The sequence below is a fragment of the Pseudomonas moorei genome (assembly GCF_008801475.1).
GTDB classification, from domain to species: Bacteria; Pseudomonadota; Gammaproteobacteria; order Pseudomonadales; family Pseudomonadaceae; genus Aquipseudomonas; species Aquipseudomonas moorei.
In genome coordinates, this window is sequence record NZ_VZPP01000003.1 from 76,815 (window position 1) to 91,560 (window position 14,746).

Below are 14,746 nucleotides of genomic sequence, written 5' to 3' on the forward strand. Positions count from 1 at the left end.
AATGACCACGGAAAAAGTTAAGTTCGGCGTCCATTCCGAAGCCGGCAAACTGCGCAAAGTCATGGTTTGCTCCCCCGGCCTGGCCCATCAGCGGCTGACCCCGAACAACTGTGACGAACTGCTTTTCGACGACGTGTTGTGGGTGGCCCAAGCCAAGCGCGACCATTTCGATTTCGTCACCAAAATGCGTGAGCGCAACGTTGATGTGCTGGAAATGCACAACCTGTTGACCGACATCGTTGCCATTCCTGAAGCCCTGGACTGGATTCTGGAACGCAAGGTCACCGCCAATTCGGTCGGCTTGGGCCTGATCAATGAAACAACCTCGTGGCTGCGCAGCCTGGAACCTCGCAAGATCGCCGAGTTCCTGATTGGCGGCGTATCGGCCGATGACCTGCCGGACAGCTTCGGTGGCAAGACCATCCAGATGTTCCGCGACTTCCTCGGCCACTCCAGCTTCATTCTGCCGCCACTGCCCAACACCCAATTCACCCGCGACACCACCTGCTGGATCTACGGTGGCGTGACGCTCAACCCGATGTACTGGCCGGCGCGCCGCCAGGAAACACTGCTGACGACCGCCATCTACAAATTCCACCCCGAGTTCACCAACGCCGACTTCCAGATCTGGTACGGCGATCCTGACCAGGAACACGGCAGCTCCACCCTTGAAGGCGGCGACGTCATGCCCATCGGCAACGGCGTGGTCTTGATCGGCATGGGCGAACGCTCATCCCGTCAGGCGATCGGCCAACTGGCGCTCAATCTGTTCAAGAACAAAGCCGTCGAGAAGGTGATCGTTGCCGGCATGCCGAAATCCCGCGCAGCGATGCACCTGGACACGGTGTTCAGCTTCTGCGACCGCGACCTGGTGACCATCTTCCCGGAAGTGGTGAGCCAGATCGTGGCCTTCACCCTGCGCCCGGACGAAAGCAAGCAAGGCGGCATCGACATCCGTCGCGAAGAAACCAACTTCCTCGACACCGTGGCCAAGGCCCTCAATCTGAAAGCACTGCGCGTCGTGGAAACCGGCGGCAACAGCTTCGCCGCCGAACGCGAACAGTGGGACGACGGTAACAACGTGGTCGCCATGGAACCCGGCGTGGTCGTCGGCTACGACCGCAACACCTACACCAACACCCTGCTGCGCAAGGCCGGGGTCGAGGTCATCACCATCAGCGCCGGCGAACTCGGCCGCGGCCGTGGCGGCGGTCACTGCATGACCTGCCCGATCATCCGCGACCCGATCGATTACTAACCTATTAACCTCGGTCCGTGCTTACAACGCACGGACCCAGGGGATAACCGACACCTTAGGAGATCCAAAATGGCGTTCAACATCCATAACCGCAATCTGCTGAGCCTGGAACACCACACCCCTCGCGAATTGCGCTACCTGCTCGATCTTTCCCGTGACCTCAAGCGGGCCAAATACACTGGCACCGAACAGCAACACCTCAAAGGCAACAACATCGCGCTGATCTTCGAAAAAACCTCGACCCGCACCCGTTGCGCCTTCGAAGTCGCCGCTTATGACCAGGGCGCGAATGTCACCTACATCGACCCGAACTCCTCGCAGATCGGCCACAAGGAAAGCATGAAGGACACCGCTCGGGTGCTCGGGCGCATGTACGACGCCATCGAATACCGGGGCTTCAAGCAGGAAATCGTCGAAGAACTGGCCAAGTTTGCCGGCGTGCCGGTGTTCAACGGCCTGACCGACGAATACCACCCGACGCAAATGATCGCCGACGTGCTGACCATGCGTGAACACGCCGACAAGCCGATTCACGAAATCAGCTACGCCTACCTCGGCGACGCGCGTAACAACATGGGTAACTCGCTGCTGCTGGTGGGCGCCAAGCTCGGCATGGACGTACGCATCTGCGCGCCGAAAGCCCTGTGGCCGGCGGACGACCTGGTGGCCCGCTGCAAGAAATACGGTGAAGAAAGCGGTGCCCGCATCACCCTGACCGAGGACCCGAAAGCGGCTGTGAAAGGCGTGGACTTCATTCACACCGACGTGTGGGTGTCCATGGGCGAGCCGGTCGAAGCCTGGGCCGAACGCATCAAGCAATTGCTGCCGTACCAGGTCAATGCCGAGCTGATGAAAGCCACCGGCAACCCGCGCACCAAGTTCATGCATTGCCTGCCGGCTTTCCATAACAGTGACACCAAGGTCGGCAAGCAGATTGCCGAACAGTATCCGCACCTGGCCAACGGCATCGAAGTGACCGATGACGTATTCGAATCACCGGCCTGCATCGCTTTCGAGCAAGCGGAAAACCGCATGCACACCATCAAGGCGATTCTGGTGTCGACACTGGCTGACTTGTAAGCCCGCGCACCTCCTGTAGGAGCGAGCCTGCTCGCGAAGGTCGTCAACGGTGACGCGGAATTTACTGGATTTCCGCGGTGCTCTTGAGCTCATCGCGAGCAAGCTCGCTCCTACTGGGGATCACCGAACTCTGAAAGGACATACACCATGCGTATCGTCGTTGCTCTGGGCGGTAACGCCCTGCTTCGCCGGGGTGAACCGATGACCGCTGACAATCAGCGCGCCAACATCCGGATCGCCACCGAACAGATCGCCAAGATCCACCCCGGCAACCAACTGGTCATCGCTCACGGCAATGGCCCTCAGGTCGGCCTGCTGTCGCTGCAAGCGGCAGCCTACACGTCGGTGTCGCCTTATCCGCTGGACGTGCTGGGCGCTGAAACCGAAGGCATGATCGGCTACATCATCGAACAGGAACTGGGCAACCTGCTGGACTTCGAAGTGCCCTTCGCCACGCTGCTGACCCAGGTCGAAGTCGACGCCAATGACCCGGCGTTCCAGAAGCCGAGCAAACCCATCGGCCCGGTGTACTCCAAGGCCGAAGCGGAAAAACTCGCCGCCGAAAAAGGCTGGGCCATTGCCCCGGACGGCGACAAATTCCGCCGCGTGGTCGCCAGCCCCAAGCCCAAGCGCATCTTCGAGATCCGCCCGATCAAGTGGCTGCTGGAAAAAGGCAGCATCGTGATCTGTGCCGGCGGTGGCGGTATTCCCACGATGTACGATGAACACCGCAGGCTTCAGGGCGTGGAAGCGGTGATCGATAAAGACCTGTGCTCGGCGCTGCTGGCCGAACAACTGGAAAGCGATTTGCTGGTGATCGCCACCGACGTCAATGCGGCGTATATCGACTATGGCAAGCCGACCCAGAAAGGCATCGCCCAGGCGCACCCCGACGAACTGGAGCGTCTGGGCTTCGCCGCCGGCTCCATGGGGCCGAAGGTGCAGGCAGCCTGCGAGTTTGCCCGCCATACTGGAAAGGTCGCGGTGATTGGCTCGCTTTCGGACATCGAAGCGATCGTCCAGGGCAAGGCCGGTACTCGCGTGAGCACGGCGACACCCGGTATCAGCTATCGATAGTCGCGATACTGCGGGCAGGCTGGCGGCCTGCCCCGCTTCAAGGCCTATTTGAAGGAGAGATGACAATGGCTAAGTTCGAGCCCGGTCACATGCACATCGAGCGTCATGCGCTGACCAACGATGACGTCAGCTACAACATATACATCGACTACGAAGTCACTCAGGACCCCAAGGAAGGCAAGGGGATGCTGTTCAAGATGCACGGCACCATTTTCGACAAGCCGTTCGAAGAGAGTTTCTATCTGCCCAAGGACCAGGCCTACAATTTCGCCAGCAACTTCACGAAAGTTGTAGAGAAGTACGGGATTCCAAAGATCCACAGCCAGATCGGCTCGAACCACAAGTATTACGACGAGATGTTCGAAGATGTCCGGGTGCAGCTGAACATGCAGTCGGGGGACCCGGTCAAGCCCGAACATCTGGGATGACCCACGCCCCCTGTAGGAGCGAGCCTGCTCGCGATGAACTCAAAGACGCCAAGGGGTGTCAGGTTCCCCGCGTTATCGTTGACCACCATCGCGAGCCGGCTCGCTCCTACAAACGCGCATCGTCGGTTATTGACTCAATTCCTGTTCGCGGATCAGCCGCTTGTTGATTTTCCCGACACTGGTCTTGGGTATGTCGGCCACCAGCCTGATCTGCCGAGGGATCGCCCATTTGTTGATGCGGCCACTCTCGACATACTGAAGCAGATGGGTCACCAGCATTTCAGCCGTGATGCCTTCTGACACGACCAGCGCCACCGGTCGTTCCCCCCACTGCGCGTCAGGTACGCCCACCACCGCCACCGAGCTGACGGCGGGGTGCTCGCTGATCAGGCTCTCCAGCTCGAGCGAACTGATCCACTCCCCGCCCGTCTTGATCACGTCCTTGATCCGGTCCTTGATCTCCACGACGCCCATGGGGTCGATGGAGCCGATATCACCGGTATGCATCCAGCCGTTTTCCCACAGTTGCGCGCCTTGCTCGGGTGCGTTCAGGTAACCCTGGGTCAACCAGGGTGCACGAACCACGATCTCGCCCAGCGCCTCACCGTCCTGCACCACTTCGTTGCCGCTGGCATCAATGATGCGCAAGTCCACCATCGGCACCGCCACGCCGGTCTTGATACGTGCGGCGACCTGATCGGACGCCGGCAGTTCCAGTTCGGCCTCACTCAGATGGGTCAGGCACAGCAGCGGACAGGTCTCGGACATGCCGTAGCCGCTGTGCACACGCATGCCCCGCGCGGTCGCCTGGGCGGCCAGCCCATGGGTCAGGGCGCTGCCGCCCAGGAGCATTTTCCAGCCGTCGAAATCAGTCCGTTGCCCTTCGTCGCAACCCAGGATCATTTGCAGGATCGTTGGTACGCAATGGGAAAAACTGACCTTCTCTTCGCGGTACAGCCTGACCAGGCTGTTGGGCTCATAACGCCCCGGATACACCTGCTTGATCCCCATCAATGTCGCGACGTAGGGCACGCCCCAGGCATGCACATGGAACATCGGCGTGATCGGCATGTAGACATCGTCGGAACGCAACAATGGCAGGCCCTGATAGACGCCGAGGGTGCCGACGGCATTGAGCGTGTGCAAGACCAACTGGCGATGGGAGAAGTACACGCCCTTGGGGTCGCCCGTCGTGCCCGTGGTGTAGAACAGCGTGGCGACCGAGTGCTCATCGAAATCAGGGAAATCGAAGTGCGTTTCAGCCCGCGCCAACAGGCTTTCGTATTCCCCCAGCACCGGCAATGCAGTCGACGGCGCGTCCTGATCGGAGAGCTGAATGTAGCCTTTGACGGTGGTCAACTGATCGTGGACCTGCTCCATCAGCGGCAGAAAATCGTCATGCACCAGCACCAGATCATCTTCGGCGTGGTTCATGGTGTAGAGAACCTGCTCCGCAGACAGGCGGATATTCACCGTGTGCAACACCGCCCCCAGCATCGGCACGGCGAAAAAACACTCCAGATACCGATGGCTGTCCCAATCCAGCAAAGCCACGGTATCGCCAGCTTTGACGCCCGCCTGGGTGAGCGCGTTAGCCAATCGTTTGATGCGTTCATTCAGCGTCCGGTAGCTGTAGCGCAGCTTGTCCGCGTAGACAATTTCCTGATCCGGCGCATAGCGTGCGCCCGAGAGCAACAGGCTCTTGATCAACAAGGGGTAGCTGTAAGCGCCTGGTGCAGGCGCGAGTATTTTTGTTTTCACCACGGTGAAGTCTTCCTGATGCTGTTGATTGGAGATCATCTCCGGTTCACGGGGTCAGAACTGATCGGCGTCGAGCAAGTACAGCGACTCGCTGCCGGCCTTGACCGACGCGGCCAGCGAATGAACGCGTGGCAGCAGGCGGGCGAAGTAGAAGCGCGCCGTGCCCAGCTTGCTGGCGTAGAAGTCGTCCTGCGTTTCCTTGCCCACGGCTGCCTTGGCCATCAGTGCCCACATGTAGGCGTAAGCGGTGTAACCGAAGGCGTGCAAGTACTCGACCGACGCCGCGCCGATTTCGTTGGGGTTGTTTTTTGAACGGTCGAGCAGCCACGCCGTGAGTTCGTCGAGGTTGTCCAGGGCGCTGTTGAGCGGCTTGGTGAACTCCGCGAGGTCGGCACAAGCGGTGGCAGTGAAATGGCGAATCTCGTCGGCAAACAGCTTGTACAACTCGCCTCCGGTGCCCACCACTTTGCGTCCGACCAGGTCCAGCGCCTGAATGCCATTGGTGCCTTCGTAGATCTGGGTGATGCGCACGTCACGCACCAGTTGCTCCTGACCCCATTCGCGGATGTAGCCGTGGCCGCCGAAAATCTGCTGGCCGTGAATCGTGGTCTCCAGCCCCATATCAGTGAGGAACGCCTTGGCCACCGGCGTCAGCAACGCCACCAGGTCTTCCGCGCGCTTGCGGGTCGAGGCGTCTTCGCTGAACTTGGCGGTGTCCAGTTGCATGGCCACGTAAGTCGAGAAAGCACGACCGCCCTCGTTCGCGGCTTTCATGGTCAGCAGCATGCGCCGCACGTCCGGGTGCACGATGATCGGGTCGGCCACTTTGTCTTTGCTCTGCGCGCCGCTCGGCGAACGGCTTTGCAGCCGGTCACGGGCGTATTCAACGGCGTTCTGGTACGAACGCTCGCCCGTGGCCAGGCCTTGAATGCCAACGCCCAGACGTTCGTAGTTCATCATGGTGAACATCGCCGCCAGGCCCCTGTTCGGCGCATCGACGATCCAGCCCGTGGCGCCGTCAAAGTTCATCACGCAGGTGGCGGACGCCTTGATCCCCATCTTGTGTTCGATCGAACCACAGGACAGCGCGTTTCGCTGGCCCAGGCTGCCATCGGCATTGACCATGAACTTCGGCACCAGGAACAGCGAAATGCCCTTCGGCCCCGCCGGGGCATCCGGCAGTTTGGCCAGCACCAGGTGAATGATGTTCTCGGTCAGGTCTTGTTCGCCGCCGGTGATGAAGATCTTGGTCCCGCTGATCTTGTAGGAGCCGTCGGCCTGAGGTTCGGCCTTGGTGCGGATAATCCCCAGGTCGGTGCCCGCGTGGGGTTCGGTCAGGCACATCGAGCCAGTCCAGGTGCCGGCGTACATGTTCGGCAGGAAGGCGGACTTCAGTTCTTCGCTGGCATGGGCCTTGATCGCCAGGCAAGCACCGGCGGTCAACATCGGGTAGAGGCCGAAAGACAGATTGGCGCCGTTGACCATTTCCTCGACCTGCGCGCCGATCACCTTGGGCATGCCCATGCCGCCGTAGGCCGGGTCACCACCGACGCCGCCCCAGCCACCCTCGGCAAAGGCGCGATAGGCCTGGGCAAAACCATCAGGGGTGGACACTTCGCCGTTGTGCCAGGAACAACCTTGCTCGTCGCCACTGCGATTGAGCGGCGCGATCAGTTCCGCACTGATCTTGCCGGCTTCTTCGAGGACTGCGTTGGCGGTTTCTTCATCCACCACCTCGGCCAGGGCCGGCATCGCCGCCCACAGGCGAGAGACGTTGAAAACTTCGTTGAGGACGAACCGGATATCGCGCAGGGGTGCTTTGTAGTCAGCCATATTTGAAATACTCAGGCAATGTCAGGGCATTCAACCTGCCCTGGTCAATGGAAGTGCAAAAAGGTTAATGGTTTGCGTCAACGAGCTCCGCCGCTCGCTCCTTGGTGCTTGCGGGTACGGGGGCGATGTTGCGCAGCAGGAAACTGGACAGTGCCGGGATCAGGATCAACGCACCGAGCATGTTCCAGATGAACATGAAGGTCAGCAGGATGCCCATGTCGGCCTGGAACTTGATCGGCGACCAGGCCCAGCACACCACCCCCGCCGCCAGGGTGATACCGACCAGTCCCACCACCCGGCCGGTGAAGGACACGGCGTTACGGTAGGCCTGTGCCAACGGCATGCCCTGGCGCTGGTAATGCAACTGCACGCTGAGCAGATACAGCGCGTAGTCGACACCGATCCCGACCCCCAGCGCGATCACCGGCAGCGTCGCGACCTTGACGCCAATCCCCATGATGACCATCAGCGCCTCACAGAGAATCGAGGTCAGTACCAGCGGCAGCAGCGCCACCAGCGTGGCACGCCAGCTACGGAAGGTGATCAGGCAGAACAGCGTCACTGCTGCGTACACGTACAGCAGCATCGTGTGATTGGCCTCACGCACGACGATATTGGTCGCTGCTTCGATACCGGCGGTGCCGGCGGCCAGCAGGAACTGGCGGTCCGGGGTGCTGTTTTCGCGGGCGAACTTGTCGGCGATCGCGACCACCGCGTCCAGCGTTTGGGCCTTGTGGTCCTTGAGGAAAGCGATCACCGGCATCACCGAGCAATCGGTGTTGAACAGTTCCGGAGCATTGACCGAGGCCTGCTGCGCCGCGTAGTTCAGCACGTTCTGGTTGCGCTGGATGCTGTTGAGCTTGGGGTTGCCCTCGAACGAACCGGCGGTGATCTGCCGGACCGCATTGACCAGCGAAGACGTCGCTTGCACGCCCGGGTATTGCTGCAACTCCCAGGCCAGGCGGTCGGCCAGAATCAGCGTCTGATAATTCAGGCAACCTTCAGGCGGGGTCTTGATCATCACCGCGAACAGATCGCTGGACAGCGCATAGTGGCTGGTGATGTAGGCGTTATCGCGGTTATAGCGCGAGTCGGCGCGCAGCTCCGGGGCGCCGCTGTCGAGGTCGCCGATCTGCAGGTGCTGACTGACCATGAAGCCGGCGATGCCCAGCGCCACGGCGCCGAGCACGATGCCCGTGGCCCACTTGCGCGTGGTGAAGCGGTCGAGAAAATCCCACAGCTTGCCGAAGCCGCGGCTCTCGTCGGCACGGGTATCGATCTTCAGCGCTCGCTCCGCGGCCTTGCGCCCGACACCGATGTAGGACAGCGCCACCGGCATCAGTAGCAGCGAGGTGAAGATCAACACCGCCACCCCGATACTGGCGGTAATGGCCAGGTCCTGAATCACCGGAATGTCGATCAGCATCAGCACCGCGAAACCCACCGCGTCGGCCAGCAACGCGGTGACCCCGGCAATGAACAAACGGCGGAAGGTGTAGCGCGCCGCGACCAGCTTATGGGTGCCACGGGCGATGTCCTGCATGATGCCGTTCATCTTCTGCGCCGCGTGGGAGACACCGATGGCGAAAATCAGGAACGGCACCAGCACCGAGTACGGATCGATGGCATAGCCCAGCCAGGCGACGATGCCCAGTTGCCAGACCACTGCGGTCAGCGAACAGAAGATCACCAGCAGCGTGCTGCGGATGCAACGGGTGTACAGATAAATGATGACGAACGAGGTGATCACGGCCAGGCCGAAGAACATCATCACCTGGATCAGGCCGTCGATCAGATCACCGATCAACTTGGCGAAACCGATCACATGCACCTTGTACTTGCCGGTGCCTTCTTTTCCGGCCTTGCGTGCGGCGCTGTCACCGGCGAACTCAACCTTGTCGCGCAGTTGCTGCTCTAGGGTCTGGGCGAATTGGTAGTAGTTGATGCCATGGCCGGTGGCCGAGGCAACGTCCAGTAATGGCACCACCAGCATGCTCGATTTGAAGTCGCTGGCCACCAGACTCCCGACGAGACCCGCACGGTTGATATTCTGACGCAGCTTCTCAATGTCCGACGGCGAGCCCTTGTAGTCATCGGGCATTACCGGGCCACCCTGAAAACCCTGCTCGGTGACTTCAGTCCAGCGTACCGACGGGCTCCACAGCGACTTCATCCAGGCGCGATCGACGCCTTCGGTGAGGAACAGGTCGTCGTTGACCTGCTTGAGCACGGCCAGATATTCAGGGTCGAAAATATCGCCCTGGGTGTTTTCCACCACCACCCGCACCGAGCTGCCCAGGCCGCGCAACGATTTGCGGTTCTCGAGGAAGTTCTGAATGTAGGGCTGGCTCTGCGGAATCATTTTTTCGAAGCTGGGGCGCAGCTCCAGACGAGTCAGCGCCATGTAACCCAGCAGCAGGGTGACGATCACCATGAACAGCATGAACAGCGGACGGTGATTGAACACCCAGCGTTCCAGCCGGTTGCCGGAGCGCTGATCGAAGTCACGCAAATCGCGGATCACCGGCATGGTGTCTTGCTTGATGTTGCCCATGTCAGGGTACTCGCTCTAATTGATCCAGTTCTTATTCGACGCGAAGTGCACGCACACCACGACTACCCACCAACACCAGCGAGCCATCGGCGGCCAGCGTGGCACCTGCCACGGGGGATTGACCTTGCTGCGGTACCAGTTGCAACTGCGTACGGCCTTCCTGTTCCACCAACATGTGACCGGCCTGAGTGAACAACCGGTAATTGCCTTTCGCGTCCAGCGTGGCGGCGGTGATATTGACTGGCAGCCCGGCGTTCAACTCACTCCAGCTCTTGCCGGCATCGACGCTGCGAAACACATGTCCGCGCAGGCCGTAAGCCAGCACTTCACCTGGCTTACCGATAACGCCGAAAAAGCTGCCCTGATAAGGCGTTTGCACGGCCATGAAATGCTGGCTGGACTCATCCCACTTGAGCAGCAGGCCCTGTTCTCCTGCGATGTAGAGCGCGTCACCGGTGGAGGCAATGGCTTCGAGGTGCAAGCCTTGCGGGTTTTCTGTGCGGTCTTCGAAGGGCGTCCAGTGCTGACCGCCGTCTTCTGTACGCAAGATCAGGTTGAACACACCGACGACATAACCGAGTCTGGCGTTGGCGAACCAGACGCCCAGCAGCGGTTTGTCGGCGCCCTCCTCGACCAGACGCTGGCCTTCGCTGACGAGCTGCGCCCATTGTTCGTTGCCTGAATCGGCAGTGGCCAAGTCACCGTAGTGTTTGACCAGCAAGGCACCGATTTGACGACCATCGAGCTGCTTGCTCCACGTCGCGCCGGCATCGCCGCTGTGCAGTACCACACCATCGTTGCCGACCGCCCAGCCTTGTGTTGCTGTAGGAAAACTCACGGCTGTCAGGTCGGAACTGACCGGTACAGCAGCTTGCTGCCAGCGCTTGCCAGCATCATCGGAATAAAGAATGTGACCACGCTGGCCGACAGCAACCAGTCGCTCTCCCGCGCGGGCCACGTCCAGCAGAGGGCTGCGCACCGCCAGGGCACTGGCCTTGGCTGGCAGGTCCAGCACGTCAACATAGCCGGCCGCTTGGGCAAGTCCCTGCAACAGTGCCAGCGTGGCGCCCAGCACCAACGACACGCACTTTTTGTACGAATACATACGGCGTCCTCATGAGGGAACTGCGCTGGGGCACGAACGTGCAACCCAGCGTTGAAATCAGGCACCCCTGGACTCTCGACTCGGCGCCGAGAGTTGTCCGGTCACACTGCCGGGGAGGCAGTGGACCAAACAGGCTCTGTGTCACTTTGTGCTTAGCGAATACCGGCGCCCGCCAGGGACTCCGGCGACCACTGCACCTTCGAGAGCGGGTCAACGTACTTGATGCCACCGTACGGGCCTACCACACCATTGATGTTGTAGGAGCCGCCGACCAGATCGTAAATCATGAAGGGTGTAGCGTCCGGGACTTGCTTGTCATAGCTCTGGCTGAGGAAAGCGAATGAGCCACGGTACAGTTGACCACGCGCGTCGTATTCGTCGGAGGCCAGAGCGGTCCAAGTGTCTTCATCCAGGTAGAAACGGCGCTTCTGGTAAACGTGCCGTGCGCCAGCCTTGAGGTTGCCCTCCACGACCCAGACGCGGTGTTTTTCCCAGCGCACGAAGTCGGGTGCCAGGTGGTTGGGGGTGGTCAGCGACTTCGGATCCTGGGCATAGGTCAGCTTGTAGGTGTTGTACGGCACGATCATTTCTTGCTTGCCCACCAGCTTCCAGTCGTAGCGATCCAGCGCACCGTTGAACACGAAGACATCGTCATAGGTACCGGCGCCGGCAGTACCCGGGTTAGGCGTGTCGTAAGCCAGGTCCGGTGCCAGTTTTACCCGACGTTGACCTGGCAGGTACTGCCAGGCGCGGCGCGGCTGCTGCAGCGGGTTGGCGGCGTCCTTGAGCATGACCGACTCGCCCGCCCGGCGCGCAGGACCGGTGTAATACAGCTTCATCTGATAGTAGATGTCGCTGCTGCTGATGGGCTTCGTCAGGTTTTCGTAAATCGGATAAGCGATGAACGCTTCGCCAGTGATCGCCAGGCTCGGTACGCCCGCCGAATCGACGTTCCAGGAGTCATACTTGGAGTTGATGCTGACGCCCTGATAGCGCAGCAGGAAGTTCCACATCGCCTCGGCACCCGATTGCGGGATCGGGAAAGGCACGCCGGGCAGGACGTTATCGATGGCCAACCCGCCCTCGAGCGACTTGGCACCGCTGGCGTTTTTCAGGCCATTATCCAACACCGCCTGAGGCAGTGCTGCAGTGCGGTGGGTCGGGTACACATTGATGTGATAGGTCGGAAAACGCTTGGCCAGCTCCGCGGTGGTGGCCGTCAGCAACCCCTTGTATTGATCGACGTTCTTGCCATCGATCACCTGCAGCGGTTTTTCACTGGCAAAGGGGTCCGGACGCATGCTGTCGCCGGGTTTGAAGTTGGCCGGAGGGGTGGTCAAGCCACCGGTATACGCCGGAATGGAACCGTCGGCATTAGCGGCCTTTTCGGCCCCGACCTGGGTCAGGCTGGTGCCGAGTCTGGCGGCCTCCTGAGCCGATACAGCGGCCTGCGCATGAGCGGCGAAAGCCATGGCCAAGGATGCGGCCAGCAACGTGTGCACGAATTTCATCTTGTTATTCTCCTGCTTACCGGGGTAAGCCATTCGTGAATCAGAAAGTGGTTTTCAGTGTCAGGTAAACAGCGCCGCGATCCGCAGTGGTTGCGCCGGCACCCGAGAACGACGAGTAGCCACCGCCATAACACGCGTAGTTTTCGTTACCGCTGAAGGCGTTCGGCGTGGAGCCGTCGCCACCTTTTGAACCTGTGCTCACGCCGCTGACGTTGCACTTGTCGGTCTGGCCGAAGGAGTCCACATACTTCAGATCGACAAAGTATTTGTTGTAAACAATCGCGCCGACGCCGACGGCATAGTTGCCAGTGTCTTTCGCACCGCCGCCGCTGACCGGTGACACGCCAGCAAGCCCCGCATTGACCGATATCGGCATGTTCAGATCGACACCAGGGAATACCTGGTACCAGGTCGGCGTGAAGTTGACCGCAATACCCCAGTTGTCGCGAGTCGGCTTGTCGATGCCCTGGTAGCTGCCATTACCCTTGTAGAGCGCGGCATTCTGGCTATCGAGGTGAAGCAGGTTGCTGTAATAGAGTTCGGTGAGCAGGGTTGCCTGATCGAACACTGGCGTTTTGGGAAGGGTCATCAGGCCGTTGAGTGTCCAGTGCAACGTCTCACCGGTGGCGCTCAAGTTGCCATTGCTGGGGATTTCATTGACAACACCGGTGTCCGCTGTACGCGCGGGCAACAGGCCTAGCCCCTGACCCAGACCGTACGCGTTGCTATTGACGACGATTGCCGGGATGCTGGCCAGTGGCATGTTTTCGCGGATGTTCAGGTCCGAGCCAACACTCACGCCGCCCACGTCCTTCGACAGGCTCAAACCGAAAATATGAATATTATCGGCATAGGCCATTTGATAGGTGGCGGTGCTCAGCGAGTTAAGCGTATTGGCAACGCCCTGCACCTGCCCCGCTGCGGTCTTGAAATTGGGCACAGTCCCATTGGGGTTAGCCGAAGTGATACCGGTGGCGTTGATCCACGCCTGCGGCAAAATATCCGAGGTCTGGCGGTAGTAGACGCCCAGTGTCCCGTCCAGCCAGGCCGGCGACCATTTGGCCATGACGCCCCAGTCCCCGCTGTTATCCGGCGTCAGGTCGTGACCGCGACGCACGTTGGTCAGACCATTGCAAGGCGCCAGTCCACATCCCAGCAAAGGGGTACCCGAGGGGGCATTGGTGTTGCCCAGCAGAAAGGACTGCGCACCGGTACCCACCAGATCGGAGCCGCCATAGTAGGTACCCGCCTCGGGCAGGCGGGCGGCATCCCAATGCATGAAGTACTGAGCGCCCAAGGTCAGCTCGGGATTGACGGTGAAGGTCATCGAGAGTTGATTACGCGGAACGAACAGTTCCTTGGCCTCGGTACCCGGCGAAGCCGCCAGCTTGGCAAGGTCCAGGCCCGACTGACCGTAGCTGATCGAATGCACCGGGTTCAGGATGGTCTCACCCCAGAACACGTTGTGCTGACCGGCCTTGAGGCTGATCTGCGACTCATCGCCTACTTCATGGTTCCAGAACACAAAGGCGTCGAGGATTTCCCCGGACGGACCACTGTAGTAGCGCTGGGCATAGTTGCTCAGGTGCGGACTGCCGTTGCCGACGCCGGGGTTGACGCGACTACCGATCACAGGGCGCGTGTCATTGTTAACCAGCCCGGAGGTCGAGCCATTGCCATTGACGAAGGGATTGGAACTGGAGCCAATGTCATCATAGGCCTGGTCGTACCAACTCGCGGCACTGACACGAAACCCCTGCTTGCCCTGATTGACCACATCCAGCTCGCTCAACACGTCAAGGCGGTTGGTGATGTTGGTGCCGCCCTTGCGAAAGTTGTAGTCGCCGTCGTTGTTGTTCGGCGTCCCGAGCATGCGCTTGTCGGCGTTTTCGGTCCGCACGCCGTAGTTGTACTTCACGGTGTTGTCAAAGCGCACCGACCAGTCAGGGTTGCCGGTATCGATTTCGACCGCTTGGGCCACCGGCATCGAAGCAGCCAGAATGGCCAGGGCCAAGAGACTGCGACGTGAAGGGAGTGTGTGGCTGTGACTCTTATTGTTATGCATTACATTGTCTCCGCCATGTTGTACTTGTTTTTAAGCGCAGCTTTCCTTGCACAGGCCCTGGTGAAGGGTCTGCG

10 protein-coding genes are annotated in these 14,746 nt (G+C 60.4%); 4 read left to right on the top strand and 6 right to left on the bottom strand.

The window, feature by feature from the left end; genetic code table 11:
- Window position 1 precedes the first annotated feature (1 nt).
- The 4 genes from arcA (at window position 2) to F7R06_RS05775 (ending at window position 3,843) form a co-directional block, all read left to right on the top strand.
- Entirely contained in the window at window positions 2–1,258 is a 1,257-nt protein-coding gene (gene arcA / locus F7R06_RS05760; protein ID WP_090321624.1) for an arginine deiminase, read from the top strand.
- 69 nt (window positions 1,259–1,327) lie between these two features.
- Window positions 1,328–2,338 carry an ornithine carbamoyltransferase gene (locus F7R06_RS05765; protein ID WP_090321622.1) on the top strand — a complete coding sequence of 337 codons (1,011 nt, stop codon included), beginning with the start codon at window positions 1,328–1,330 and terminating at the stop codon, window positions 2,336–2,338.
- A gap of 147 nt (window positions 2,339–2,485) precedes the next feature.
- Window positions 2,486–3,415 (top strand): carbamate kinase, encoded by a 930-nt coding sequence (arcC, locus tag F7R06_RS05770; protein WP_090321619.1) that lies wholly within the window; start codon window positions 2,486–2,488, stop codon window positions 3,413–3,415.
- Window positions 3,416–3,480: 65 nt separating this feature from the next.
- Window positions 3,481–3,843 carry a DUF5064 family protein gene (locus F7R06_RS05775; protein ID WP_090321617.1) on the top strand — a complete coding sequence of 121 codons (363 nt, stop codon included), beginning with the start codon at window positions 3,481–3,483 and terminating at the stop codon, window positions 3,841–3,843.
- A gap of 126 nt (window positions 3,844–3,969) precedes the next feature.
- On the opposite strand, the gene F7R06_RS05780 is transcribed toward F7R06_RS05775, so the two are convergent.
- From F7R06_RS05780 to F7R06_RS05805, 6 genes are all read right to left on the bottom strand, one after another.
- Entirely contained in the window at window positions 3,970–5,607 is a 1,638-nt protein-coding gene (locus F7R06_RS05780) for a fatty acid--CoA ligase (protein ID WP_090327299.1), read from the bottom strand.
- 51 nt (window positions 5,608–5,658) lie between these two features.
- Window positions 5,659–7,437, bottom strand: coding sequence for an acyl-CoA dehydrogenase C-terminal domain-containing protein (locus F7R06_RS05785; RefSeq protein ID WP_090321615.1), 1,779 nt, complete (start codon window positions 7,435–7,437; stop codon window positions 5,659–5,661).
- A 64-nt stretch (window positions 7,438–7,501) separates the two neighbouring features.
- On the bottom strand, window positions 7,502–9,991 hold the full coding sequence (locus F7R06_RS05790) for an efflux RND transporter permease subunit (protein WP_090321612.1): 2,490 nt from the start codon (window positions 9,989–9,991) through the stop codon (window positions 7,502–7,504).
- A 31-nt stretch (window positions 9,992–10,022) separates the two neighbouring features.
- Window positions 10,023–11,096, bottom strand: coding sequence for a WD40/YVTN/BNR-like repeat-containing protein (locus tag F7R06_RS05795; RefSeq protein ID WP_090321609.1), 1,074 nt, complete (start codon window positions 11,094–11,096; stop codon window positions 10,023–10,025).
- 152 nt (window positions 11,097–11,248) lie between these two features.
- The gene (locus F7R06_RS05800) at window positions 11,249–12,607 is read right to left on the bottom strand and encodes a DUF1329 domain-containing protein (protein ID WP_090321606.1); all 1,359 of its coding nucleotides are present in this window, start codon (window positions 12,605–12,607) and stop codon (window positions 11,249–11,251) included.
- Window positions 12,608–12,647: 40 nt separating this feature from the next.
- Window positions 12,648–14,672, bottom strand: a complete 2,025-nt coding sequence (locus tag F7R06_RS05805) for a DUF1302 domain-containing protein (RefSeq protein ID WP_090321604.1) — start codon at window positions 14,670–14,672, stop codon at window positions 12,648–12,650.
- Between the last annotated feature and the right edge of the window lie 74 nt (window positions 14,673–14,746).

Excerpts from the sequence above, each read along its gene's own strand:
- F7R06_RS05805 (WP_090321604.1), bottom strand. The coding sequence starts at position 14,672 with ATGCATAACAATAAGAGTCACAGCCACACACTCCCTTCACGTCGCAGT.
- arcA (WP_090321624.1), top strand. The coding sequence starts at position 2 with ATGACCACGGAAAAAGTTAAGTTCGGCGTCCATTCCGAAGCCGGCAAA.
- F7R06_RS05800 (WP_090321606.1), bottom strand. The coding sequence starts at position 12,607 with ATGAAATTCGTGCACACGTTGCTGGCCGCATCCTTGGCCATGGCTTTC.
- F7R06_RS05790 (WP_090321612.1), bottom strand. The coding sequence starts at position 9,991 with ATGGGCAACATCAAGCAAGACACCATGCCGGTGATCCGCGATTTGCGT.
- F7R06_RS05775 (WP_090321617.1), top strand. The coding sequence starts at position 3,481 with ATGGCTAAGTTCGAGCCCGGTCACATGCACATCGAGCGTCATGCGCTG.
- F7R06_RS05765 (WP_090321622.1), top strand. The coding sequence starts at position 1,328 with ATGGCGTTCAACATCCATAACCGCAATCTGCTGAGCCTGGAACACCAC.
- F7R06_RS05785 (WP_090321615.1), bottom strand. The coding sequence starts at position 7,437 with ATGGCTGACTACAAAGCACCCCTGCGCGATATCCGGTTCGTCCTCAAC.
- F7R06_RS05795 (WP_090321609.1), bottom strand. The coding sequence starts at position 11,096 with ATGTATTCGTACAAAAAGTGCGTGTCGTTGGTGCTGGGCGCCACGCTG.
- arcC (WP_090321619.1), top strand. The coding sequence starts at position 2,486 with ATGCGTATCGTCGTTGCTCTGGGCGGTAACGCCCTGCTTCGCCGGGGT.